Raw genomic sequence first — 23,212 nt, 5'->3', positions numbered from 1 at the left:
CGCCGGGGCTCAGGCCGTCACTCGACCTGCGTCGCCGCGAACGGGTTGAGCTGGTTGGTATACAGGTCCTCGGCCTTGAGCTGGCCCGCCTTCAGCTCGCCGTCCTTCACCAGCCAGTCGATCCAGACCTGGTATTCCTTGGCCGACAAAAGCCCTCCTTTGCCGGCGACACCCATGCTTGTCCAGTACTTGACCAGCGACGCGTCCTCGTTGCGGCCCCGCCGCGCGATGATGCGCTCCAGGCGGGCCACCACCTCCTCGCGCGGGGTCGTCCGGGCCCACTCGATGGCGCGCGCCGCCGCCTCCACGAGCTTGCGGGCGCTGTTCGGGCTCTCCTTCAGGAAGCGCCTTGTCAGCACGTAGCTGCCGGCGGTGAACTCCCCGAACAGCTCGTGATCCGAGAACAGCGCCCGGAGGCCGCCGCGCTCGAGCGCCTTGTCGCGCAGGATGTCGCCGAGGACCGAGACGTCGACCTGCCCCTGCCGGAGCGCCTGCTCCGCGCTCACGGGCGGCAGCACCACCAGCGTGACCTGCGCGATCTCGTCGCTCGTCAGCCCGTGACGCGACAGGTACTCCTTCAGCATGAGCTCGTGGTGCGCGCCCAGCGTGTTCATGGCGACCTTCTTGCCGAGCAGATCCCGCGGCCCCCGGATGGCGCTGTCCTCGGTCACGTAGAAGCCGCTCCACCGCTTCGCGTCGACCCCGTAGCCGCCCACCACCGCCCGGAGCGGCGCGCCGGCGGCGATCAGCTTGATCACGGCGCCGTTGAACGCCTGCCCGAAATCCGTGTCTCCGGTGACCACCGTCTGGATGTCCTGCGGCCCGCTGATCGTGTTGCCGACGTAGCTCAGCTGGATCGGGGCGAGGTACCCCAGATCCTCCGCCAGCTCGGGCAGCGTGACCACGCCGGAGAACCCCTGATAGCGCAGCTCCAGCACCTCGTGCTCGCCGTCGCCCTTGCCCCGGCCGCCGCCGGGCTCGGCCTTCGAGCAGGCCGCGAGCGCGAGCGCGACGCAGAGCGCCGCCGCGAACGCGCGGCGGGTGGCGGAGAGCGGAGCAGGGCTGTCGAGTTCACTCATGATGCAGGGCCTCTGTGCGCCGTGCGTCGGCGCCGGGTCTGGCTCATCTCTCTTCTGCCGGGGCCCCCTCGACGGCGCGGCGACGCGCGCCTCTACTCGGCGGCCGCGGGCTCGGGGGACGCGGGGTGCACCGCCGCCACCGCGCTCGACGTCCTGCGCGCCAGGGCGAGGAGCAGGCCGAAGAGCACGGTCAGGAGCAGGAACATGGACTGGAGCCCCAGGCTCTTGCCCACGAGGCCGCCCACGGTGCTGCCGAACAGGCCTCCTGACGGCCCCACAAGGGCGTGCAGGCCGGCCACCTTCCCCCGCCCCACCCGCGCGCCGATCCGGGCGATGCGGGTGAGGTTCGCGATCTGCAAGAGGCCGAGGCCGAGGCCGAGGAGCAGGCCGCCGGCCCGGAGCAGGGTCAGATCGCGCGAGAGGCCGAGCAGCAAGAGCGCGCTCGGGACGAGGACGAAGCTGGCGAGATAGACGCGCTCGTGCCCCAGCCGGCCCACCAGGCCGCCCAGCGCGAACAGCGCGAAGATGTACGTCACGCCCTCCCAGGCGAGCAGCCCCGAGGCGTCGGCCGCCGTCAGCTGGGCGACGGTGATGCCGATCGGGATGATGAAGAACATGAAGAACGAATTGACCGACTGGGTCGCGAACTCGATCATGCACACGCTGCGCAGCTCGATGTCCTGCGCGAGCAGGGCGAGGTCGGACCGGACGCCGGAGAGCCGGAGCGCTCGAGGGGAGGTGGACCGCGCCGCATAACGACCGAAGACGATCGGCGACATGAAGACCGTGACCAGGAAGCACACCCCGATGAGCCAGTAGGTGCCCCGGAAACCCAGGGCCTTGGTGAGGGTGGCCGCGAGCATGGGGCCGAGCAGGAACATGCCGACCATATGGGTGCCGCGGTACCAGCCGGCCTTGCCCTCACCCACCGTCTCGAGCTGCTGCATGAACACGGTGCTGAGCGAGACGAAGCGCAGCGGCATGAAGAAGCTGATCGCGGTCGTGCAGGCCAGCAGGAACACCGGAGACGGGACCGCCGGCAAGGCCATGTAGAGGGTCCCGGCCACGAGGCTCCCCAGCACGAACAGCCGCGCCGGCCCGAGGTGCTCCACGAGGAGCCCGATCGGGATGCTCATGAGCAGCACCCCGATGCTCTGCGACCCGGCGATGAGGCCGAGCAGCGCCTCGTTCGCCTCGAGCTCCAGCGCGTAGAGCGTCGTGGTCACCTTGGCCACGCCGACGCTGATGCCCATGACCGAGGACAGCGCCGCGAACACCAGAAGAAAGCGGTTCTTGTCGATGAAGGAGCGCAGCTTGACCTCGGGGCACGGCTCGCATCAGGCCTGTTGATCCGCGCCAGCGATCAGCAGCCGTCACCGCGTGCCAGCGACGCTCAGCAACCCCCGTGCCGCCCCGCCGCGCGCCGCATTTCGAGGCAGCCCGCGCTCGCGCTGCTGCCCTGGCAGCACCCGGTGGTGATCCGCTGCTCCGGCGCGAGCAGGACGACGCCGCCGCGCTCGATGGCTCGAGCCGGGGCCCCGCTTGAAGGGCCGGTGAACGCCGAGGCCGGCGGCGCGCCTCGCCGCGGCCGCTCGCCGTCGCTCCAGGAGGGCGCCCGGGCAGGATCGTGTACGCTCGCGGGCATGCCCATCACGCGACTCACGAAGGCCGATTCGAAGGTTCGCCTCGATGACATCTCGACCGACCCGCCGCGCGACGCGACGAAGCAGGAGGCGGCCGAGCGGCTCAAGGAGCTCGGCAAGGAGCTGCTCGAGCTCCAGGAGCTCATGTGGGGGGCGCGGACGCACAGCGTCCTGATCGTCCTCCAGGGCCGCGACGCGGCCGGCAAGGACGGCGCGATCAAGAACGTCGTCGGCGCGCTCAACCCGCGCGGCGTCTCGGTGAGCTCGTTCGGGGTGCCCACGAAGGAGGAGCGGGAGCACGACTTCCTGTGGCGGATCCACCGGCAGGCGCCCCGCGCAGGGGAGTTCGCCATCTTCAACCGCTCTCACTACGAGGACGTGCTCGTCGTGCGCGTGCACGACCTGGCGCCGAAGTCGCTGTGGGGCGAGCGCTACGACCATATCAACGACTTCGAGGAGCTGCTCGCCGAGCACGGGACCCTCGTGCTCAAGTTCTTCTTGCACATCAGCAAGAAGGAGCAGGAGAAGCGGCTCCTGGAGCGCGAGGAGGACCCCTCGACGGCCTGGAAGCTCAACGTGAACGACTGGAAGGAGCGGGAGCACTGGGACGAGTACACGGAGGCCTACGAGGAGGTCTTCCGGCGCTGCACCTCGCGGCACGCGCCCTGGTGCATCGTCCCGGCGGACGCCAAGTGGTACCGCAACCTCGTCGTCGCCGAGGCCGTGGCCGAGGCGATGCGCGAATACCGCGACGACTGGCTGAAGACGCTCGAGCGGAACGGGAGGGCGGGCCGCGAGGAGCTCGAGGAGTACCGGAGATCGAGGGGCGTGCGGCACAAGGGGTGAGCCTGTCGCCTCGGCGGCTCAACTCCTCCTCGCAGGAGCACGGCGATGGCTTTCCCTCGCTCGTGCGCCGCGCGCGGCCATGGCCGCGCTCACCTGGCGAGCGCCTCGAACCAGGCGCGCAGAGGCCGTGTCCCGCGCGTGGGCGCGACCGAGTCGGACGTCATGACGGCCGCCACGAACTCCAGCAGATCCGACATCCGCGGATGGATGCCCTCGAGCAGCACGCTCGTGGACCGGAGCACCCCCGCGGGGATGTGCACGATATACCCCTTCTTCCCGACGGCGTCGAAGGCCAGCCGCATCACCTCGTCGCGGGTCATGACGTCGGGACCGCCCACGGGCACCACGTCAGGGCCCCCGGCGAGCACCTCGGCGAGGGCCTCCGCGACGTCCACCGGGTGAACCGGGTTGGTCCTCGCCAGGCCGTCGCCGGGCACCGTGCCCACGCCGGCGCGGGCCATCGTGACCAGGTCGTTCAGCGCGGAGAAGATGCCGGTCGGGCGCACGAACGAGAACGAGAGACCCGAGGCGCGAATGCGCTCCTCCACCTGGAGATGGGCGGCGAGATAGCGGGTGTGGGCATAGCCGGGGCCCGGGTGCGCGGAGAGGTAAACGAAGCGCTTCACCCCCGCCCGCTTCGCCGCCTCGAGCAGGCTCGTGTTCGCCACGACATCGACGTCATGGTAGCTCCTGCGCTCGCGCAGCGTCATCGACACATTCGCGCCGAGACACGAGATGACCGTATCGATGCCGTCGAGCGCGCCGCTCACGGCCCCGGGCTCCGCAGCGTCGGCGACGACGACCTCCGAGGCGAGGCCGCGGAGGCGCGCCGCGTTGCCCTGGGTGCGAGAGAGCGTGCGCACGAACTGCTCCCGCGCGCGGAGCAAGCGCAAGAGCTCGGTGCCGACCACGCCCGTGGCGCCGGCGAGGAGGATCCGCTGCACAGTCATCGGGGCACCCGTTCCTTTCGAGCGCGGCGCCCGGGAGCGCTCCGTCGCTCCCGGGCCAGCCGCGCAGCGACACAAGCCTTTCCAGCATGTCGGCGTCGACGTCAAGGATCACGGGATCTGCCGGCGGACAGACAGGTCTCACGGCGGCTCCGGCGGACGCGCCGCGCAGACACAACGTGTCAATCGACAGCGGGCTCAGGTCATCCGCCGGACCATCCTGGTGTGCGGGATCCCGGCCTCGTCGAAGATCGGCCCCTCCTCGACGAAGCCGAGCTTGCGATAGAACGGCGCGGCGACGACCTGGGCGTTCAGGACCAGCGCGCGCGCGCCCTGCGCGGCGCCGATGCGGATCGCCTCCTCGAGCAGCCGCCGCCCGAGGCCGGCGCCGCGAAGGTCCTTCCGGACGGCGACGCGGCCCACCTTGAGCGCGCCCTCGTACGGCAGGATCCGCATCGTCGCGACCACCTCGTCGCCGTCCAGGACGACGAAGTGCTGCGCGCCTTCGTCGAGCTCGTCGACCTCGATGTCCTCGGGCACGGCCTGCTCGACGACGAAGACCTCGTACCGCAGGCGGAGGGCGCCGGCGTAGAGCGGCGAGTCGCTGCGGATCGGGAGGATCTTGCGGGCCATCACGCGCTCGGCCATGCCCGACTCGTGCGCTGTCACGAGCGCCGCGTCCACCGGATTCAGCGCGCCCTGGAGCTGCTCAGCCCGGACGAGCTAGCCTGATCCCACCGTGAAGATCATGACCTTCAACATCCTCTCCGGCGGCGAGGATCGCTTCGAGGCGATCCTCGCGATCGTCGCCGCCGCGCGCCCGGACCTGCTCGTCCTCCAGGAGTGCGTCGGCTGGGAGGACGGCGCCCGGCTCCGGGCCGTCGCCGAGGCGATCGGCGCGCCCGCGGGCGAGCGGCACGCCGTCCTAGGGAGCGCCAATCCGCGGCCGAGCGGCCGGCGAAACCACGTCGGCGTGGTCAGCCGGGGGCCGCTCGTGAAGGCGCGCGTGCACGCGCCCGAGGCGCTGGCCCACTGCCTCGTCGAGGTCGAGCTCTCGCTCGCCGGCGAGCCGCTCCTCGTGCTCGGCACCCACCTCAACGCCGGCAGCGAGGATCGCCGGGTCAGCGAGGCCCGCTGGCTGCTCTCGCTCGTGCCTCCCGCCCGGCTCGCCGCGGGCCTCTGGGCGCTCGCCGGCGACCTCAACGCGCTCTCGCGGCGCGACCCCTACCCCGCGGACCTCGACGCGCGCCTCGCGGCCGCCGGCATCGAGAAGTACGGGAGCCCGCCGCGATTCGACACGATGGACACCCTCGAGGCGTCCGGCTGGGCCGACGCCCTGCTCCTCCGGCCGCGCTCCGGGCGCTGGGCCACAGCGCTGCGCGGGCGCGCCGGCGCGCAGGTGGAGACGCGGACCGACTACGTGCTGCTCTCACCGCCGCTCGCCGGGCGGCTCGCGCTGGCCGACATCGTCGACGTCGGCGCCGCGTCCGACCACCACGCGGTCGTCGCCGAGCTCGCCTGACGCGGCCCGGCGCTCGCGCGGCGCGCTTCGCGAGCCAGCGCGCGCCGCCTTTCCGCTACGCTCGCCGCGCGACCTCTCGCAGGCGCAGGAGAAGAGACCGTGGTGGAGCAGCCGATCATGGACCGTGCGCCCGAAGACGAGACGCTGGATCGGCGCGACCGCCTGCTCGCCGCGCTGCTCCACGGGCCGGGCGCCTTCGTGCTCCTCCGCTGCGACGCGGCCGTGGCGGAGATGGTCGGCGGGGCGGGGCCGCTCCGGATCGTGCTGATCACGGCGGCCGACGGCGCCTCGGCCGACCCGCTCCACGCCCGGATCGCGCCCCTGGTGAAGGCGGTGCGCGCCGGCGGGCCGCCCGCGCACTTCGTCGTGGTGGGCGGCGGCGCCGCCGCCGGCCGGGCCGCGCTCGCCAAGGCGGCGCCGCTCGTGCAGCTCGTGCGGATGGGCTTCCACCACCTCGACGCGACGGGCGCGCTCACGCGCGTGAAGGGGCAGGCCCTGCCGGCCCTCGAGGACGCCCACAGGCGCCTCGGCGAGGTGGGCCCGCTCGGCCCCGACGACATCGACAAGGCGCTCGCGCAGGGGCAGGCGGTGGCGCAGCAGGAGCGCGCGATCGTGGACCGGCTGACGGGCAGCCGCCGCGTCACGGCGACGCTCGTGATCGCGTGCGCCGTGCTCCTCGCCGTGAGCTACGCCTTCGGCTCCGGCACCCACGAGGCGGCGCTCTGGCGCATGGGCGCGAACAGCGGCGAGGCGGTGCGCCGCGGCGAGCTCTACCGGCTCCTCGCCTCGGCCTTCCTGCACGCCGACCCGGTGCACCTGTTCGTCAACATGCTGGCGCTCTGGTCGTTCGGCCCGATGCTCGAGGCGCTCCTCGGCCCGCGGCGCTTTCTCCTGCTCTACGGGGCGTCGGCGCTGGGCGGGTCGCTCGCGAGCGCGATGCTGGTGGACCGATGGAGCGTCGGCGCGTCGGGCGCGATCTGGGGCCTCATGATGGCGGGCATCGGCATCGCGCTCCGGCCGCACGGGCTCCTGCCCCCCGCGATGATCGCGCAGATGCGCAGCCGCGCGTGGTGGCCGCTGGGGCTGAACCTCATCTACAGCCTGCAGCCCGGCATCGATCTGCTCGCGCACCTCGGCGGCGGCGTCGTCGGCTTCGCGCTCGTCGTCACCGTCCTGCCCCGGGGCCTCACGCCGGTGGAGCAGCGCGAGCGCGCGGCGGACGCGGAGCCGAGGCCGCGCCCCCTGCTCGCGGTGGCGGCGGCCCTCACGGCCGCGGCGATGGCGGTGTCCGTGGCCGTCGCGCTCGCCGCCGGCCGCCCCTGGGAGCTCCGCGCGCCGCCGGCGATGACGCGCACCGCGGTCGCGGACACGGGCGTCGCGCTGGACCTGCCGGAGTCGCTCGCGAGGGCCGCGTCCGTGGAGGATCTGAACGGCGTCCGCTTCCACACGTACGGGCGGCTGCCCGAGACGCCGATGATGTTGCAGCTCGCCGTCTTCCCGCTCGGGGGCGAGGTGCCGCCCGATCAGGTGGACGAGCTCCTCGAGCGGGAGCGCAAGCAGCTCGACGGGCACCGGCCGGCGAACAGCACCACGAAGGGCCCGGCGACGCGCGTCGACCTGGGCGGTCGCCCCGCGGTGAGCCTCAGGAGCGAGCTCAAGAACGGGCTGCAGAGGGTGACCTACATCCTCGTGCTCGGCGACCGCGAGGTGGTCTTCCAGGCCTTTTCGACGAAGGATCGACCGGCGTCCTGGAACGGGATCGAGGACAAGGTGGCAGCGACGATCGGACTGCGATGAGACGCGGCAGGATGAGATGCGGCAGGACGCGGCGAGCGTGGTGAGCGTGGTGAACGAACAACCTGGCGGAGGCCTTCCCCCTGTGGAGCACACGAACTCTCTGATGCAGCCGATCGGTCATCCCCTCCCCGGCTGGACGCCGCGGGCGCATCCGCCGCGCGAGCCCCTGATCGGGCGGATTTGCCGGGTCGAGCCGCTCGACCCCGAACGGCACGCCGCGGACCTCCATGCGGCCAACCTCGCGGACGCGGAGGGGCGAAGCTGGACCTACCTGCCCTATGGCCCGTTCGCGACCCTGACGGATTACCGCGCCTGGATGGAGGCCACGTGCATGGGCGAGGATCCCCTGTTCCACGCGATCGTCGACGCGGCGACGGGGAGGGCGGTCGGGGTCGCGAGCTACCTGCGGATCGACCCCCGGAGCGGCGTTATCGAGGTCGGGCACCTCCACTACGCGCCGCTCCTCCAGAAGACGCCGGCCGCCACGGAGGCGATGTACCTGATGATGCGGCGGGCCTTCGATGAGCTCGGCTACCGGCGCTACGAGTGGAAGTGCGACGCGCTCAACGCCGGCTCGCGGGCGGCGGCGGCGAGGCTCGGGTTCCGCTTCGAGGGCGTGTTCCGGCAGGCCACCGTGGTCAAGGGGCGCAACCGCGACACCGCGTGGCACGCGATCCTCGACAGGGAGTGGCCGGCGGCGAAGGCGGCGTTCGAGCGCTGGCTCGACCCGTCGAATTTCGACGGATCGGGCCGCCAGCGCCAGAGCCTCTCGGCGCTCATGGGCTCCCGCTAGACGTACCCTATGGCGCTGGACAGCGTTGGGGCCTCCTGGCAGAGAGGCTCAACGAACGGCATGCCACCCCTGATGGCAGCTCCCAGCGTCCTCGAAGTCGTCGCGCCAGACTCCAGCTGGGTCACCGAACGTCCGATATGGTTCGGCGGCGTTCGCCTGCGAGCGAGAAGTACCTACCGTAGAGCTGTACCCCCGCCGAGCGTCAACCGGGCGGCGGTTCGACGCGAGCGGCGAGGGAGGTCGCCATCACTCCCAGCCGGACACGCCGTTCGTGTCGCGCAGGATGGCGTGGACGGCGTGCACCTCACCGCCGGACATCTTGATCATATGCATGTCCAGATGCCCGTCCGTCATGAAGTCGAAAATGGTGAAACCGATGGCGATGCCGCGCACCTCGTCGGCCAGGATGACGCGCGGGATGAAGGTGCCGCCGGACCCAGGAGCGCCGGCGCTGCAGGATGCTCCGGTGCGGCAAGAGAAGTTGCCGCCCCCGTTCTCCAGGCGCTTGCAGGCTCCCGTGACGTCGCAGACGCCGGAGGGGAACGCGCGGAAGTACTTGTCGATCCAGCTCGTCAGCTCTTCCCGGGTGGCCCGCTCGGCCTCCGGGACCTCGTCGTGCCAACCGATGTCGTCCGAGATGGCGATGATCGCGGCGGGATCCGAGGCGACGGCGAAGGATGCCGTGTAGTCGCCCGGGCGGACGACGATCGTCTCGATCTCCGTCATCTCCGAGCCTTCCACCTTGATGCGGAGGGCGATGGGAAGATCCCTCCCGCCTTCCGGAACCACCGCCTGAGCGCCGGCGCTGCACGCCTCGGTATCCAGGGCACGCTGCGAATGCTTCACCTCGCCAGCGTCCATCCAGAAGTCCGTCGTGCCGATCTCGGCCTGCATGCCGTTTTCGGTGAACTTCACGCCATCTGCCAGGGGTAGGCTGGAAGCATCCCCGGCGGCGAGGGCGGCGAAGTAGTCGTCCAGGAGGCCATCCAAGAGCTCGCGCGTGCAGTCGCCCCCCGGTGCGCCGCCCGACCCCGACGCTCCGCCGGTGCCCGCGCCGGGTCCACCGCCGCTGGAGGTGCCGCCGCTCGGCCCCGCCCCGCCGCCGGCGCCGCCCGATGAGGCGGCGCCGGTGTCTTGCGGCGTGCCGCCGGCGCCTCCCGCGGGGCTCTGGCCGCCCGAGCCCACCGCGCCGCCAGAGGCGCCACCACCTCCATTGCCGCCCGTGGCGTCACCGTCTTGGCCAGGGCCGCAAGCGCCCAGCGTCAGGGCCAGAGCGACCCCGAGAGAACGGAATGAGCTATGTTTCATGCGCTACCTCTGTGCTGGATCAAAGCTCGCCGGTGAGCGTCGGCGGTGTCCAGTCGATGTGGTCCAGGTGGTTGGGACGGTTGGGCAGGTCCGTAGCGAAATTGCCCGTCGCCGTGGCGTCGTTGCCCTTCAGGAACTTGTCGACCATGGCGTTGAGGGATGGAGTGTACTGCGTGCGCCAGTTGCAGTGGCCCCCACCAGCGCCCGTGTAGGCCATGTGGTCTCCGACGCCGAGCGCCTCGAAGATCATCTTGCCGACGTTGGCGGTGACCCACGCCGAGTTCCGATCGAGCCCGTTGAACATGGTGCTCGGGTTGTCCACGATGTAGAGGCCGCGTGGAGCGATGAGGCCCATCATCTCGTGCATGTCGACGGGCAGCTTGTTCGTGTTGTCGGCCCCAGCGTTATTGCCCGTGGTGAACTGACCGAGCGCCACCTCCGAAAGCCAGCGGACGTAGCTGATGCCATGATAGGGCCATTCGGAGCCGCTGTAGCTGTCGAGCACCTCGACGAGCCGCAGGCCAATCGTGCCCCCGAGACCCGACTCCACCGGGATGGTCAAGGCGATGCGGTTGTCGAGCACGCCGGCGACGAAGGCACCCTTGCCCCATCGTGAGCAACCCGTCACACCCACCCGGTACGGATCGATGACGCCTGGGTTCTGCTCCAGGACGTCGAGGACGCGACTGATCTGCCAGGCCTGTGCCGCGAGGTAACCCGCGGGATGATCCGAACCGTAGACGCTGTAGAACGGCCCGTTCTTCGCGCCGCTGCCGCCCGTCGACTCGACCGCGGTGAAGGTGATCGTCGCGATGCCGCTCGGAACTGGCATGCCGCTCAGGCCGCCGTAGCCGATGATGGCCGGGGCGGGCGCCGTCGCCCCGTTCATGTTCACGGTGAGGTTGAACGAGGCGCTGCCGCCGCCATCGTTGACCTGAACCGTGATCCTGCTGTTGCTCACGGTACCGGACACGGCTCCCTCTGCCGGGACGGGCTTGTCGCCGTAGATGAACTTGTAGGCTTGCTGGAGGATCTCTTCGCGCCGGCAGGCCCACTCGCTCTTGGCGGCGATGCGGTTGCCGTCCATCTTCTTGAAGGGGTCCGGCAGCTTCGCGTTCGCCGTGAGCGAAGCGACGCTCGGCATCGGTCCGACGGTGCACCCGGCTCCAGGGTTTTCCACCTGGCCCCACTCGCCGCTCACGGCGTTGCCGCCGCCGCCGCCACCGCCGCCACTGCCATCGGTACCACCGGTTCCCGGCGCTCCGCCCGTTCCGACCGGGCCCCCTCCACCGGTGCTGGCTTCGCCCGTCGCCACGTCGCCGCCCGTCCCGGCCGGGCCACCGCCCGAAGAGGGCGCTCCACCAGTGCCCGCAGTGCCTGTCGGCGCCCCTCCGGTGCCGCTGCCGCCGACGCCCGCCGTGCCGACCGCAGGGTTTCCTCCTGAACCGATGGGATCCGGTCCGCCTCCGGTGGCGCAGGCGGCGAGCGCCCAAGGCAGCGCTGCGAACCAGGCCAAAGAGGTCGTGCGACGTGCAACGCGTAGACGCATGTTGAGCGCTCCTCGTGAGGAGGTCGTGAAGCAGTATCCCGCCGGGGTCGGGCGATGGGGTGGTGGACGAGGGCCCGACCCGCGAGGGCCACCGAGGTTATTCCCCACTTTGCCGGTCGTCTTCAAGTCGATTTTGTGTCATTTCGTGGCGTCCGCGCGCTGCGCGCACCGCTCAGGTGGACTTTTCTCGGCTCTTGCGAAATCTCGACTCTGGCGGAATGCGCCGGGCGTGCAGCCGGTGCGCTGCTTCTCTGGCGCGAGAGGGCTTGAAAGGTGCCCAGCGTGAGCCCCGTTTCGTCTGGCGACGACAGGATGCCGCCGAATGCCTCCTCGAAGTCCAGCATTGCAGCGAAGGGCGGCAGATCTTCGCCTTCGAGGCGCGTGGGCGACGAAGGCTCTCATAGCAAGTTCCACTTCTGTCCAAGCTGCGGATCGACCGTCTACTACGAGTCTGAGGGAATGGAAGAATACCTGGAAATCCCTGTTGGGGCGTTTGCTGATCCAAGCTTTCCAGCGCCGCTCGTCTCTGTTTACGAGGCTCGAATGCACAGCTGGGTCATTCCCCCTCCCGACGCCGAGCACATCCCATGAGCGATCAGGCACCTGACCCCTCCATCAAGCGGGGAGGCAGCGTGGCGGCCGCAGGCGCGGACGGGAGCGAGGCCTGACTGGATGGAACCCTTCGCCCGGACGATCGAAGCGACAAAGAAGCACGTCGTGTCGAGCCCCCTGGATCGGGTCGATTGGAACGCGGAGCGCTGGGATGGATCGATGAGTACGAGTTCGTCGTGCGGCCCAGGCTAGCGGGCCATGGGCCGACGTTGTTCGCGGGGCTATCGAAGGTTGTCGACTTGAAGTTGCGGAACGCGTTTGCTTGTCCTATCCGCACCGGCGATAGCTGCTCTCGGCACCGGCCGCAGGCGACGTGACCCTGGTCTGGCGAGCCGACGCTCACCGTCCCGATCACGGACATACCGTCTGGCGCTGCCGCCCTCCTCCTGCTGGACGTCACCGACGGGACGAGCAGGAAGAGTCGCCTTCAGGGCTTCGCGCGCAGCGCGCAACGGGCAGCGGAGCCTCCGCCTCGCAGCGCAGCCTCGTTAGCGCATCTTGCGATGAGGCCGTGCGGGGCGGCTTCGCCGAAGCAGAGCTCGAAGGTCGCCGCGGCTTGGGCCGTCGCCGCCCCCTCCCTCTCTCGCCTGAGCGCCGTAAGCTCGGTCACTAGTCCTCTCAACAATGCTCGACGCCATGCGATGTCAAGGGCGAACCCGCCACGCCCGCGTCAGGTGACAGAAGGTCCCTTTGCGGTCCGCCTCCCTCCTGAAATTACACTGCATTAACAATTTAACACCGATACTACCCAGGTGGGCGGGCTGCATACTCCGAATAAACGGGGGCGATGGCGACGACGACTGCACCGCGCGCCGCGCCGGTGTATACCCCCCCTTCGACATGGTGCATTTGGACGAGAAAGTTGAGTCACTCTTCGAGCAGATCGTTCGCCGCAACCCTGGCGAATCGGAGTTCCACCAGGCGGTCCGTGAGGTCGTCGAGTCCCTCGGCCCGGTGTTCTCCAAGCATCCCGAGCTGACGCGGCACAAGATCATCGAGCGCATCTGTGAGCCCGAGCGCCAGGTGATCTTCCGCGTGCCGTGGGTCGACGACCGCGGCGAGGTGCAGCTGAACCGCGGCTTCCGTGTGCAGGTGAACAGCGCGCTCGGTCCCTACAAGGGCGGCCTCCGCTTCCACCCGACGGTCTACCTCGGGACCATCAAGTTCCTCGGCTTCGAGCAGGTCTTCAAGAACGCGCTCACCGGGATGCCGATCGGCGGCGGCAAGGGCGGCGCGGACTTCGACCCCAAGGGGAAGTCCGAAGGCGAGATCATGCGCTTCTGCCAGAGCTTCATGACCGAGCTCCACCGCCACCTCGGCGAGCACACCGACGTGCCGGCGGGCGACATCGGCGTGGGCGAGCGCGAGCTCGGGTACATGTTCGGGCAGTACAAGCGCCTCACGAACCGCTACGAGTCGGGCGTGCTCACCGGCAAGGGCCTCGCGTGGGGCGGCTCGCTGGTGCGCAAGGAGGCGACCGGCTTTGGCGCCGTCTACTTCGTCGCCGACATGCTGCGGGTGCGCGGCGAGAAGCTCGCGGACAAGACGTGCGTGGTGTCGGGCTCGGGCAACGTCGCGCTCTACGCGAGCCAGAAGCTGGAGCAGCTCGGGGCCCACGTCGTTGCGTGCTCGGACTCGAGCGGCTACGTGCACGACCCCGACGGCATCGATCTCGCGCTGCTCAAGCAGGTGAAGGAGGTCGAACGCGCTCGCATCAGCGAGTACGCGACGCGGCGCGGCCGGCGCTCGCGCTTCGTGCCGGGCGGCAATGTCTGGGAGGTGCCGTGCCAGATCGCCCTCCCCTGCGCGACGCAGAACGAGCTGAACGCGCGCGACGCGGCGACGCTGGTGAAGAACGGATGCCGCGCCGTCGCCGAGGGCGCGAACATGCCCACCACGCCCGACGGCGTGCGCGTCTTCCTCGAGTCCGGGGTGGCGTTCGGCCCCGGCAAGGCGGCGAACGCCGGCGGCGTGGCGACCTCGGCGCTCGAGATGCAGCAGAACGCGAGCCGCGACTCGTGGTCGTTCGAGCACACCGAAAAGCGGCTCGCCGAGATCATGACGAACATCCATCGCACGTGCTACGACACGGCGGAGGAGCTCGGCGTGTCGGGCAACTATGTGGTGGGCGCGAACGTCGCGGGGTTCCTGCGGGTCGCGCGCGCCATGATCGCGCTCGGCGTGATCTGACGGCGGGCCGCGAGGGAAAGAAGACCGCGCACGAGGCGGCCAGCTGGGATTCACCACCACCTGGTACTGACATCCCGTCGACAGCACGCATCGGATCGATGCCCTCCCGCGTGGCGCAGGGGCAGGCTCTCTGTGACTCCTGGTACGCGCGGCGGCCGAGCGCTCCTCGGCGCGCGGGCGGGCGAGCGGCGGGACGGACCTGCGTCCGCCGTGGGCGCCGGAGGCCGGCTGGAATGTACGGCAGTTCCTCTTGGCGCCCAGGCTGCTGTGTCACGGTATCCAGCGGCTGACCCTGCTCCGGGACACGCTCATCCTGTCGGGCGCGGGCGTGGGCGGCGGGTCGCTGGTCTACGCCAGCACCCTCCTCGTGCCTCTCCTCGAGGCCTTCTCGGGCCCGGGCTCGATGTCCTCGAGTGCCCAACTTGCAAGGGGCGGATGAAGCTCGTCGCCATGGTGACCGAGCCCCGGAACATCGCCCGCTTCCTCTCCGCGCTCGGCGAGCCGACCGACGTCCCAGCACGCTCTCCCAGCGTCCACGCGGCGGCCGCCGTACTGGAAGAGCACCGTTGTGCGCCGCAAGGCGCCCGGTGACGCCGCATAGCGTCTCGCGACGCGCGTCCCGGGCCAGACCAACGCCCGGACGGACACGTGTGCCTACGGCACGCCGATGCGCCCCCGTAGCGCGCTCGGCGCCGCCCGGACCACGCTCTTTCGACCCAGGACCGAGCCATCACGACGCTCGCGGTCCCACCCTTTAAGTTTGCTGCGCTACACTTCCTCGCGAAGGGCGCTGTGGGCTCAGGTCGCGCCGGGTCAGCGGGCGACCGAGCTCAGTTGACGACCGGGGTGAAGCAACCGATCGACGTGTCGATGCGGAAGTTCGACTCGGTCGTGTGGCGCTCGGCGAAGAAGAAGTCGAGCGTGTAGCTGTTGCCCGGCGTGATGCCGAACTCCTCAGCGCGCGCGTCGAGGTCGATGGTCGCGCTCTCCGGCCTGTGAACACCGCCCAGATCGATCGCGAGGTGGCCGTTGATGAAGGTGAAGAGGTCGTCGTCGCCCGAGAAGGTGAACACCTCGCCGCCCTCGTATTCAAACTTGGTGCGGAGCTCGAGCGTGAAGTGGTAGTTGTGGAGCCGGTCCTCGTTGCCAAATCCCATGTCGTCGATCGGGAAGAAGTCGGAGCTGTCGTACGTGGACGTGCCATTCCCGTTGTCGGCGAGCGGGATCGATATCTGGACGGCGGTGTTCACGTCGGGCACGTCGCGGAACCACTGATCGAAGGCCTCCTTGCCGGTCGTGGTCCGCGTGCCCTCGCTGCCGCCCGCATACACCGGCTTGCCGTCCGCGCCGAGCTGAGCCTCCACGAAGCCCCGGTCGCTCCCGAACCGGCCCGCCTCGAAATCAGGGTGCGTGTCGTTGAAGTCGCGGACGATCGCGATGAGATCGCTGCCGCAGGCGTCGTCGCCCGAGCTCGGGTTACCGCCCGAGCTACCCCCGATATCGCCGAAAGACGGGTCTTGCCCGAAGTCGCCGCCGCTCGCCGTCCCGGAGCCGCCGCTCGCCGTCCCGGAGCCGCCGCTCGCCGTCCCGGCGCCGTAGGAGGCAGCGTCACCAGCGTCGCTGGTCCCTCCTGCACACGCGGTCGCCGCCACGAGGGTCACGCACGCCGCCACCGCCACCACCATCCGCCGATAAGCCATCATGTCTCGCACCTTTTCCCGACCGCCAGAAGCCATCGAACCCGCACGGGACGACGTCGGAGGCCCCACGTCGCCAGCGTCCTTCCCGGTGGGCAGTGGTGGCTCGAACGGGTCAAAAAATTCTTCGACAAAAAAAGCTCGGCGTCCCCGGCCGCAACCCCGGAGACCTTCTGCATCAGGAGCAGAAAATTCAAACGCATCTGAAGCTCGTCACGGCCTGTCTACGCCGCGGGACGTGGCCCTCCGCGCAGGAGCTCCGTAGAAGTAGTGCCCCTTACACCACAGGGGGAATCGTTAGGTACCATACTCCCAGGTGAACGCGTCGCCGAGCGGGGCGACCATCTCCCGCAGCTCGGCCTCGGAGTAGACGCGCAGCGTGCTCACCACGCCGTCCCACACGCTGGCCGCGGCGGCGATCGGCGTCACCCACGTGAGCCACGCCTTGGCGGCGCGGGAGCGGCGCGTGAGCAGCGGGTTCGCGGCGAGCGCGGCCACGCCGACCGGGACCATCGGCAAGAAGCCGAGCGGCGTGCGCTCGAACCCCTCGGAGAGGAAGATGCCGGACGAGCCGCGGGCCACCGTACTGGAAAAGCACCGTTGTGCGCCGCAAGCCGCAAGGCGCTCGGCGACGCCGTATGTAGCCGCTCCGCAGAGCGCGTTCTGAAGCGTGCTTGTGGAAGGCGGCCACGTGCGTAGAGTCGCGGTGCGATGGCGAAGCGACGGAGCGGGGAGGAGGGGGTCGAAGTCCCGAGCCTGACGACGGCGGTGCTGAAGCTGTCCGCGCCGCATGTCGCGTGGCAAGGCCGCGAGGACGCCCCCGCCCGCGCGAAGGGGCGCGCGCGTGGCGCGGCCGGGCAGGAGGAGCGCGCGGGATCTGCCGAGGCCACAGGCGTGCGGCGCCGCAAGAGCGCCGCCCAGCCGTCCGCGGACGAGATGGGCGAACGGCGGCCGACCCGAGGCGCAGACAAGCAGCTCCGAAGCGAAGCGACCCGAAGGCGCCCCGCCAAGACGCGCTCGACGGTGGCAGGGCGATGCGACGACAGCACCGGCTCGACGACCCGACGCACCTCGGCGCGGAAAGGACGCGCGCCTGGCTCGGCCGTGCTGGACGCGGCGAGCGCTGTGGGCGCGACGGACGCGGGCAACGCGGCGCGATCAGCGATCGCGCAGGGCGAGGCGCGAGCCGGTGATCCGAGCCAAGTCCAGGTACTTGAGCCGCCCCTCGGCGATGAGGCGTTGTCGCGTCGCGACCCAATTCTTGGGGCTCAGGTCGAGGATGCGACTGAGCGGATAGCTCGGAGCCACGGTCAGGATCTCCTGCAAGTAGAGCTCGGGGTCGAGCCCGTGTACCTGGCAGGTAGCGATGAGCGACGTGATGGCACACGCCCGGACAGCATGCTCGTCGCTGCCGTGGAAGAGCCAGTTGCGCCGTCCCTTGACGACGCGGCGCAGCGCCCTCTCGCTGGCATTATTGTGGATGGGGATCTCCCCGTTGGAGACGAACTCGCAGAGTGCCTCCCTCTGGTTGTGCAGATAGACCAGCCCTTCGCGCAACGGCGAATGCTCCGGGATGACCTGCCGCTGCGCTTCGACCCAGGCGAAGAGCTTCTCAATCAGCGGTGCGGACTCGCGCTGCCGGATCTCGAGACGCTCGTCCGGGCTGCACAGGGCACATCCCTCCTCGACGCGGAAGAGCGCCTGGATGGCCTGCAGCGCGAACACCGCCTCCTTGCCCGCCCCGGCCTTGAACGCCTTGAAGAAGCGCCTTCGTGCATGGCTCCAGCAGCCGGCCTCGCGCGCCTTGCCCGGCCCGAACAGCACGTTGTGGTTGGCCGAGGCATCGGCGACGAGCGTCCCCTGGTAGCCGCCGAAGAGCTTCGCGACCGTGGGGCCGTCGTACGTCGGTGTATAGCGAAACAGCACCCCATCGCCCGGCGCGACCAGGACGAAGACATGCCCGTAGCGGTGCTTCTCCTTGGCCCGGATGGCGGTGCCCGTCGCATCCATGGCGAACCACGACCTCGAGAGCGCGTCGCTCCACAGGGCATCGGCGATGCGCATCGCGATGCCACCACAATCGTACTGCCAGCGTGTCATGTTGCCGCGGCTGATGCGGAAGCCGCGGCGCTCCGACTCCACCTCTTGCCGGTAGTAGGGCGTGTGGTAATCGAGCTTGTGGACGAACAGATGGGCCAAGAGGCTCGGATCGGCAAGGCATCTATCGATCGGGCGCTCCGGCAGCGAGGCGATCTTCACCGGTCCGCCGCTGTCCTCCGCAGCGTCCGACCCGGGCGTGTAGCGTACGAGGACGCCGTCGACGAAGGGGTTTTGCTTGAAGCCCGTGTCCGCGGGGATCCCCAAGAGCTCGTGCTCCCGCACGACCAGGGGCTCGTCGAGCTCGTGCGTGACGGCCGGCCCACCTGCTGGCAAAGGAGCAGGCATCTCGCCCGCTCCGCTGCTCGCCGCCGGGGCTTCCGCCTTGGCCACGTACTTGAGGCGACGCCAGACGATCTCCACGGGGCCGCCGCGCCGGTGGCCGATCACCGAGCTGTCTTCGGCGCCCACACGCTCGAAGCGCTCGATGCCTTTGAGCAGCACCTCCGGCGGCAGCGACTCGATGACCACCCTCGGGATGACACCGATGCGACGGCGCCCGTGCTCGTGGCGCTTGGCTCGCTTGCCGCCTCTGGGCTCCGAGCCGGAGGAGGACTCTGCCGTCCCCGCGCGCTCCGGCGGGCTCGCGGAGCCCGGCGGCTGGTTGCTGCCGTCGCTCGGGTCCGCATCGCGCGACGCGCAGTGCTCGGCCTGCGACGAAGCTTCCGCCGGACAGGCGCCTGGCTCGCCGGCCAGCGAAAGCCGCAGTTGGTCAGGCGAGACCTGCTCGGAGACGTGGCGCCGGAACCCGATCTCCAAGGTCCGAATCGTCTCCTGCAGCTGTTGATTGTACGCCTTGAGCGACTCGACAGTGCGAGCGAGCTCTTGGGCCTGCTGCTCCGCCGTCGAGAGCTCGGCCAGCCTCGCCTCGAGCTCCTGCACCCGCCGGAGCAGCGCGTCGACCGCCGACCCGGGGTCGGCGGGGCTCCCCTGGGCTTGTCCCCTGGCCTGGAGGTAGCCGAGCACGAGCGCCGCGCCGTCAAGGCGCTCTGGCTCCGCCGACTGCGGCAGCGCGGCCTCACCGGATCGTGTCGTCGAGGTCAAGGCGCGCCATGGATGCCCTCTCCGCTTGCCCTTGACAAGTACCTTATGCAGCCGACGTGTCGCTACTTTCGACGAGAATCTCTCACCGAAGACGGGAATGCAGGGCAGACGTGGTGCGCCATCGGCGCCGCGCTCCCGCGAGGTCTTCGGGCGCGATGCAGCTCGCGCCCTGCTCCATCTCCGCATCCGGCTGCGCCGGCCGCCATCGGGCCGCGCTGACGCCGGCAGCGTGGTGAACGAGCGCCGGCGCAGGCGCCTCAGTGGACCAGCCGGCGGCGGCTTGCCAGCTCTTCCACGGGTAGGCCGGCGAGCAGCTGCGCGAAGTCCTGTGCTGACAGCTCGATACACTTGCCGTCGGCCTCGGTGAACGAGGGCAGAGCAAACGCACCCTTCGAGAGACGCTTATACAGAATCGTATATCCGTTGCGGTCCCACCAAAGTGCTTTTAGCCGGTTGCGCCTCCTGTTGAGGAACAAGAACAGCGCGCCACTGGCCGGGTCCAGGCACAGCACCTGCCGGGTGATCGCGGCGAGCCGGTCGAACGCGCCACGCAAGTCCACTGGACCGACCGCCAGATAGACGGCTATCGTCGCGGGGGTCACCGTCCCCTCCGCAGCGCTTCGATCGCTTCCACGAGGTCGCGCGCGCCTATCCCACATACCTGCATCCGCGTCCCATCGGCAAATGCCACGTTGAGCCGCACAGGCGGCGCCTCTCGGCGCTCCGGGCGCACCACGACGGGGAGAAACGGAACATGCTGAGCCGCATTGGTGGCTCTTGGCAACGCACCCTCGTCTGCGCGCTCACCGCCAGCCACCCATCGGTCGACGGTCATCTTGTGGACACCGAGCTCCGTGGCGATCTCGGTCGGCGTCGCCCCCGCGCGGGAACGCTCCCTGGCGTACGCCTCGGCTCGCTCCCGCAGCTCGCTCGGGTACTTCCCACGGCTCTTCTGCTCTCGATACCTCGACAGCTCTGCACGCAGCTGCACCAGCTCCCTGCTTCCTGGCATTGCTCGCTCCTCTTCGCTCGACGAGGGCGCGGCCCTCATCGGACGTCGCGTAGCGTGCAACCGAAGCTGGCCAGGGAAAAGATGCGGTCCGCGGAGCGGCTACCGCCGTATAGCGTCTCGCGTCGCGCGTCCCGGGCCAGACCAACGCCCGGACGGACACGTGTGCCCACGGCACGCCGATGCGCCCCTTAGCGCGCGCAGCGCCGCCCGGACCACGCGCTTTCGACCCAGGACCGAGCCATCACGACGCTCGCGGTCTCACCCATTATGTTTGCTGCGCTACACTTCCTCGCGCTGCGCTCCGGCTTCTTTCACCTACGCGCAAGTTTATTTTTTTTCTTTCCGGAAAATGAACTTGTCACATTGGACTCAATTCCGGAAACCAGAACGCAATTGCTTCCTCGTTTAATCCTTCTTCACCTGTCCACCAGCAAGTCGGGTAGCGCCATTCTTTTTTATAAAAATGTGAAGGAAGATCTTCGTGTGGACGAAACCAGGTATTGCAAACAATCGGCCTGCTGCGCGCGGTTAGAATGCCGCAATAACCCAGTGTTTCAAGTATGCCCTGGCGATCAAATTTATTGCCTTTAACAAGGCCTGATAGGCTCTCATTTAGCTCTTTCAATTGCGCCGTTTCAGGTAATGCCCTGATGGCTGGGAAAATTTTCGAAAAAATTTTCCAATCCGCTTCGCTTGGTTTGATTTTATCGCCTTCCTGAGACCAGATTAAATCTGCCAGCGCATAGCCTGGCGACGAATGGTGAATGCCGCCTCCGCGCAAGCGAACTAAAATATCTTCGATGACCGCCGCTTGTCCCTTATTTGGATTTCGACGAAGGCCGCAAATTTGGCATTCGTAATTCCCATTGTGGCCAAGTGCCTTTTCTTGCGCATCATGCGCGGGGTGATGCAAATGATAGGCATAAGAAGAAAGCGGCGAGCGCCAATCGGGCCGACCGGCACTCAAACTGGCGACAAATGAATTAACAATGTCTGCACGATCTATCTGTCTAACCTTGTCGCGTAACATGGAAATTACGCGATCGTGATCGTTGAGCGGCAAACGCAACAGCACTTTTTTCTCTATAGCATAAGCAAGATCTTCTTCCGGCGGCTCCAGATAATCCGTCAGCGCCGGATCAAAAGCATCCAGATCTTTACACGTGTTGTATGCGATATTCAGCGCCTTTTTATCAAGACCAAACCTCTTCGCTTCGCGCGCTATCTGATTCTGTGCCTTGTCGGACTGATTGCGTTGCCAGAAACTTTTTTCTTCCATGGCTGAGTGCATTGTTTTTTGTATTTATTTGTTTGCGCAGTGCTCTAAAAGTGGCTGGCGGATCGATATAGAAAATTATCCATGTGCAAAGCTTGCTGTGCACCGATCAATTTGCACATGCCCAGAACGCCATCAATTCTACCCCACCGACATCGAGCGGGCCGGGGCGGCGCGGGAGGCGACGCGGGCCGGGTCTGCCGGTAGAGCGTGGCGCGGCTGACGCCGAGCGCCGCACACGCCTGCGCGATGGGGATGTGCGGGTCATCGAGCTCCTCGATGACGTCCATCGGCGCTCTCCGTCGGTCGTGAGATTGACGCCCATAATGGCAGAGACTTTCTTTTGGAGGTCGATGAGCTTGTCGGCGAACGCGAGCTTCTCCTCGAGCCGCGCCGAGCGCTTCTCGAGCTCGGCGATGCGCCGACCCTTCGCGTCCTGCTTCGGCTTGCGGCCGGGCTTGCGCTCCGCGAGAGCCTCGCTGCCGTGGAGGGCGAGCTGCTTGCGCCACGCCGCCAGGAGGGAGCTGTAGATGCCCTCGCGGCGCAGCAACGCCTCGATGTCCCCGCGCTGGGCGCACGCGGCCGCCTCGCGAACGATGCGCAGCTCCTCCGCCGCCGAGAACTTCCGCCTCTTGCCCGGCTTCGGCACGCTCTCGACGGCGGCGCCACTCGGGCGAGCAGCAGCGCCCTGCGCCGCTGGGGCGGGGGTAGGATCGACCGCTCGGAGATGGGAAGGCTTCGGCACGGGTCAGGTCCATTCTCCGCGCTCTCATCACAGATTTCCAGGGGGTAGCTTGTCTCACCCGACGTTGGCACAGAGGGCTGCGCGTCGTCCGGAGGCGCGCAAGCCACGCTCTCCCAGCGTCCACGCGGCGGCCGCCGTACTGGAAGAGCACCGTTGTGCGCCGCAAGGCGCCCGGTGACGCCGCATAGCGTCTCGCGACGCGCCTCCCGGGCCAGACCAACGCCCGAAAACGTCCCACCTATCGTAGGGGGGACTCAGGAATCCCTGCAGCTGCACATCTTGCCAGAACGTCTCATTGGGCCTGTGCTTTGCGACTACAGGGACTCGAGAGTCTTGCGGGATGACAAAGCCGGGAGCCTCGCGGTGCGCATTGCAATACCAGAACATTGACCGATGCCTCGTTCCGAAGGAGACTCGCCGCATGGGACTGCTGACCTTCACCATCAACGTCACCCTGGACGGCTGCGTCGACCACCAGGAGGGGATCGCCGACGACGAGACGCACGCCTTCTTCACCCGCCTCATGGACGAGAGCGGCGCGATGCTGTGGGGCCGCGTCACCTACGAGATGATGGAGAGCTACTGGCCGGCGGTCGCCCGCGGCGACGAGGAGGCGCCTCCGGCGATGCGCGAGTGGGCGCTCAAGCTGGAGACCAAGCCGAAGTACGTGGTGTCGTCCACGCGCAAGGACTTCCCGTGGACCAACAGCCACCACATCGCCGGCGATCTGCGCATGGGCGTGCAGAAGCTCAAGGACGCGACCCCGGCCGGCGTGCTCCTCGGCAGCGGCAAGCTCGCGACCGAGCTGGATCGGCTGGATCTCATCGACGAGTACAAGTTCCTCGTCCACCCCAAGCTCGCCGGCCGCGGCCCGACCCTGTACCAGAGCGGGCTGCCCGCCACGCGGCGGCTCGAGCTGGTCTCGGCCAAGCCGCTCCGCTGCGGCGCGGTGGCGATGCACTACCGGCGCGCGCGCTGACGCAGAGGAGCCCCAT

22 protein-coding genes and 1 pseudogene are annotated in these 23,212 nt (G+C 68.8%); 9 read left to right on the top strand and 14 right to left on the bottom strand.

The annotated features are described in order from the left end of the window. Positions 1–17 precede the first annotated feature (17 nt). The 3 genes from WMF28_RS07125 to WMF28_RS07115 form a co-directional block, all read right to left on the bottom strand. A complete protein-coding gene (locus WMF28_RS07125; RefSeq protein WP_437601326.1) occupies positions 18–1,079 on the bottom strand; it encodes an ABC transporter substrate-binding protein in 1,062 nt (353 codons plus the stop codon). A 92-nt stretch (positions 1,080–1,171) separates the two neighbouring features. Further along, positions 1,172–2,356: an MFS transporter gene (locus tag WMF28_RS07120; RefSeq protein WP_437601324.1), complete on the bottom strand. Its 1,185-nt coding sequence runs from the start codon at positions 2,354–2,356 to the stop codon at positions 1,172–1,174. Between the two features lie 116 nt (positions 2,357–2,472). Then, positions 2,473–2,724 (bottom strand): hypothetical protein, encoded by a 252-nt coding sequence (locus tag WMF28_RS07115; protein ID WP_437601322.1) that lies wholly within the window; start codon positions 2,722–2,724, stop codon positions 2,473–2,475. Between WMF28_RS07115 and WMF28_RS07110 the strand changes: the two genes are divergently transcribed. After that, positions 2,723–3,568, top strand: a complete 846-nt coding sequence (locus WMF28_RS07110) for a PPK2 family polyphosphate kinase (RefSeq protein ID WP_437601321.1) — start codon at positions 2,723–2,725, stop codon at positions 3,566–3,568. The two genes, WMF28_RS07115 and WMF28_RS07110, sit on opposite strands and share 2 nt — an antisense overlap. Positions 3,569–3,657: 89 nt before the next feature. On the opposite strand, the gene WMF28_RS07105 is transcribed toward WMF28_RS07110, so the two are convergent. Together WMF28_RS07105 and WMF28_RS07100 are read right to left on the bottom strand one after the other, a co-directional pair. Beyond that, entirely contained in the window at positions 3,658–4,518 is an 861-nt protein-coding gene (locus WMF28_RS07105) for an SDR family oxidoreductase (protein ID WP_437601319.1), read from the bottom strand. A gap of 195 nt (positions 4,519–4,713) precedes the next feature. Then, positions 4,714–5,184: a GNAT family N-acetyltransferase gene (locus WMF28_RS07100; protein WP_437601317.1), complete on the bottom strand. Its 471-nt coding sequence runs from the start codon at positions 5,182–5,184 to the stop codon at positions 4,714–4,716. Positions 5,185–5,263: 79 nt separating this feature from the next. Here WMF28_RS07100 and WMF28_RS07095 point away from each other — a divergent pair, with 79 nt between their 5' ends. The 3 genes from WMF28_RS07095 to WMF28_RS07085 all read left to right on the top strand — a co-directional run bounded on the left by WMF28_RS07095 (position 5,264) and on the right by WMF28_RS07085 (position 8,627). Further along, positions 5,264–6,037, top strand: a complete 774-nt coding sequence (locus WMF28_RS07095) for an endonuclease/exonuclease/phosphatase family protein (RefSeq protein ID WP_437604224.1) — start codon at positions 5,264–5,266, stop codon at positions 6,035–6,037. A 117-nt stretch (positions 6,038–6,154) separates the two neighbouring features. After that, positions 6,155–7,834, top strand: a complete 1,680-nt coding sequence (locus tag WMF28_RS07090; RefSeq protein WP_437601316.1) for a rhomboid family intramembrane serine protease — start codon at positions 6,155–6,157, stop codon at positions 7,832–7,834. 103 nt (positions 7,835–7,937) lie between these two features. Beyond that, entirely contained in the window at positions 7,938–8,627 is a 690-nt protein-coding gene (locus WMF28_RS07085; RefSeq protein WP_437601315.1) for a GNAT family N-acetyltransferase, read from the top strand. Positions 8,628–8,873: 246 nt separating this feature from the next. Here the strand turns inward: WMF28_RS07085 and WMF28_RS07080 are convergent, their stop codons facing one another. Both WMF28_RS07080 and WMF28_RS07075 read right to left on the bottom strand, forming a co-directional pair. Beyond that, entirely contained in the window at positions 8,874–9,935 is a 1,062-nt protein-coding gene (locus tag WMF28_RS07080; RefSeq protein WP_437601314.1) for a hypothetical protein, read from the bottom strand. Positions 9,936–9,954: 19 nt separating this feature from the next. Then, on the bottom strand, positions 9,955–11,484 hold the full coding sequence (locus WMF28_RS07075) for a glucuronyl esterase domain-containing protein (RefSeq protein WP_437601312.1): 1,530 nt from the start codon (positions 11,482–11,484) through the stop codon (positions 9,955–9,957). A gap of 312 nt (positions 11,485–11,796) precedes the next feature. On the opposite strand from WMF28_RS07075, the gene WMF28_RS07070 reads away from it, so the two are divergent. From WMF28_RS07070 to WMF28_RS07055, 4 genes and pseudogenes are all read left to right on the top strand, one after another. Next, positions 11,797–12,075 (top strand): GFA family protein, encoded by a 279-nt coding sequence (locus WMF28_RS07070; protein WP_437604223.1) that lies wholly within the window; start codon positions 11,797–11,799, stop codon positions 12,073–12,075. A gap of 33 nt (positions 12,076–12,108) precedes the next feature. Beyond that, positions 12,109–12,413: pseudogene (locus WMF28_RS07065) on the top strand (dihydrofolate reductase family protein); the annotation flags it as partial. Positions 12,414–12,936: 523 nt separating this feature from the next. Next, complete coding sequence (gene gdhA, locus WMF28_RS07060) at positions 12,937–14,286, top strand: NADP-specific glutamate dehydrogenase (RefSeq protein WP_437601311.1); 1,350 nt, start codon at positions 12,937–12,939, stop codon at positions 14,284–14,286. A 435-nt stretch (positions 14,287–14,721) separates the two neighbouring features. Next, the gene (locus tag WMF28_RS07055; protein ID WP_437601310.1) at positions 14,722–14,877 is read left to right on the top strand and encodes a hypothetical protein; all 156 of its coding nucleotides are present in this window, start codon (positions 14,722–14,724) and stop codon (positions 14,875–14,877) included. A 239-nt stretch (positions 14,878–15,116) separates the two neighbouring features. Here the strand turns inward: WMF28_RS07055 and WMF28_RS07050 are convergent, their stop codons facing one another. The 7 genes from WMF28_RS07050 to WMF28_RS07020 form a co-directional block, all read right to left on the bottom strand. Beyond that, complete coding sequence (locus WMF28_RS07050; RefSeq protein ID WP_437601308.1) at positions 15,117–15,989, bottom strand: fibro-slime domain-containing protein; 873 nt, start codon at positions 15,987–15,989, stop codon at positions 15,117–15,119. A 291-nt stretch (positions 15,990–16,280) separates the two neighbouring features. Then, positions 16,281–16,565 (bottom strand): hypothetical protein, encoded by a 285-nt coding sequence (locus tag WMF28_RS07045; protein WP_437601307.1) that lies wholly within the window; start codon positions 16,563–16,565, stop codon positions 16,281–16,283. Between the two features lie 576 nt (positions 16,566–17,141). Next, on the bottom strand, positions 17,142–19,184 hold the full coding sequence (tnpC, locus tag WMF28_RS07040) for an IS66 family transposase (protein WP_437596408.1): 2,043 nt from the start codon (positions 19,182–19,184) through the stop codon (positions 17,142–17,144). A gap of 257 nt (positions 19,185–19,441) precedes the next feature. Continuing rightward, positions 19,442–19,786, bottom strand: coding sequence for an IS66 family insertion sequence element accessory protein TnpB (gene tnpB, locus WMF28_RS07035; protein ID WP_165374362.1), 345 nt, complete (start codon positions 19,784–19,786; stop codon positions 19,442–19,444). Next, positions 19,783–20,196: a helix-turn-helix domain-containing protein gene (locus tag WMF28_RS07030; protein ID WP_437604222.1), complete on the bottom strand. Its 414-nt coding sequence runs from the start codon at positions 20,194–20,196 to the stop codon at positions 19,783–19,785. The genes tnpB and WMF28_RS07030 overlap by 4 nt, the downstream gene beginning before the upstream one ends. 358 nt (positions 20,197–20,554) lie before the next feature. Further along, positions 20,555–21,475 carry a hypothetical protein gene (locus tag WMF28_RS07025; RefSeq protein WP_437601305.1) on the bottom strand — a complete coding sequence of 307 codons (921 nt, stop codon included), beginning with the start codon at positions 21,473–21,475 and terminating at the stop codon, positions 20,555–20,557. Positions 21,476–21,581: 106 nt separating this feature from the next. Continuing rightward, on the bottom strand, positions 21,582–22,121 hold the full coding sequence (locus WMF28_RS07020) for a transposase (protein WP_437601303.1): 540 nt from the start codon (positions 22,119–22,121) through the stop codon (positions 21,582–21,584). 517 nt (positions 22,122–22,638) lie between these two features. On the opposite strand from WMF28_RS07020, the gene WMF28_RS07015 reads away from it, so the two are divergent. Then, a complete protein-coding gene (locus tag WMF28_RS07015; RefSeq protein WP_437601302.1) occupies positions 22,639–23,196 on the top strand; it encodes a dihydrofolate reductase family protein in 558 nt (185 codons plus the stop codon). Positions 23,197–23,212 lie beyond the last annotated feature (16 nt).

This window comes from Sorangium sp. So ce590, from assembly GCF_051521365.1.
Classification (GTDB): Bacteria; Myxococcota_A; Polyangia; order Polyangiales; family Polyangiaceae; genus Sorangium.
The sequence above is the reverse complement of the archived record's forward strand: the minus strand, read 5'-3'. Positions and strand labels throughout refer to the sequence as shown.

Excerpts from the sequence above, each read along its gene's own strand:
- WMF28_RS07105 (WP_437601319.1), bottom strand. The coding sequence starts at position 4,518 with ATGACTGTGCAGCGGATCCTCCTCGCCGGCGCCACGGGCGTGGTCGGC.
- WMF28_RS07090 (WP_437601316.1), top strand. The coding sequence starts at position 6,155 with ATGGACCGTGCGCCCGAAGACGAGACGCTGGATCGGCGCGACCGCCTG.
- WMF28_RS07075 (WP_437601312.1), bottom strand. The coding sequence starts at position 11,484 with ATGCGTCTACGCGTTGCACGTCGCACGACCTCTTTGGCCTGGTTCGCA.
- WMF28_RS07030 (WP_437604222.1), bottom strand. The coding sequence starts at position 20,196 with ATGCCAGGAAGCAGGGAGCTGGTGCAGCTGCGTGCAGAGCTGTCGAGG.
- WMF28_RS07085 (WP_437601315.1), top strand. The coding sequence starts at position 7,938 with ATGCAGCCGATCGGTCATCCCCTCCCCGGCTGGACGCCGCGGGCGCAT.
- WMF28_RS07095 (WP_437604224.1), top strand. The coding sequence starts at position 5,264 with ATGACCTTCAACATCCTCTCCGGCGGCGAGGATCGCTTCGAGGCGATC.
- WMF28_RS07110 (WP_437601321.1), top strand. The coding sequence starts at position 2,723 with ATGCCCATCACGCGACTCACGAAGGCCGATTCGAAGGTTCGCCTCGAT.
- WMF28_RS07055 (WP_437601310.1), top strand. The coding sequence starts at position 14,722 with ATGAAGCTCGTCGCCATGGTGACCGAGCCCCGGAACATCGCCCGCTTC.
- gdhA (WP_437601311.1), top strand. The coding sequence starts at position 12,937 with ATGGTGCATTTGGACGAGAAAGTTGAGTCACTCTTCGAGCAGATCGTT.
- WMF28_RS07025 (WP_437601305.1), bottom strand. The coding sequence starts at position 21,475 with ATGGAAGAAAAAAGTTTCTGGCAACGCAATCAGTCCGACAAGGCACAG.
- WMF28_RS07125 (WP_437601326.1), bottom strand. The coding sequence starts at position 1,079 with ATGAGTGAACTCGACAGCCCTGCTCCGCTCTCCGCCACCCGCCGCGCG.
- WMF28_RS07015 (WP_437601302.1), top strand. The coding sequence starts at position 22,639 with ATGGGACTGCTGACCTTCACCATCAACGTCACCCTGGACGGCTGCGTC.
- WMF28_RS07115 (WP_437601322.1), bottom strand. The coding sequence starts at position 2,724 with ATGCCCGCGAGCGTACACGATCCTGCCCGGGCGCCCTCCTGGAGCGAC.
- WMF28_RS07050 (WP_437601308.1), bottom strand. The coding sequence starts at position 15,989 with ATGATGGCTTATCGGCGGATGGTGGTGGCGGTGGCGGCGTGCGTGACC.
- WMF28_RS07080 (WP_437601314.1), bottom strand. The coding sequence starts at position 9,935 with ATGAAACATAGCTCATTCCGTTCTCTCGGGGTCGCTCTGGCCCTGACG.
- WMF28_RS07070 (WP_437604223.1), top strand. The coding sequence starts at position 11,797 with ATGCCGCCGAATGCCTCCTCGAAGTCCAGCATTGCAGCGAAGGGCGGC.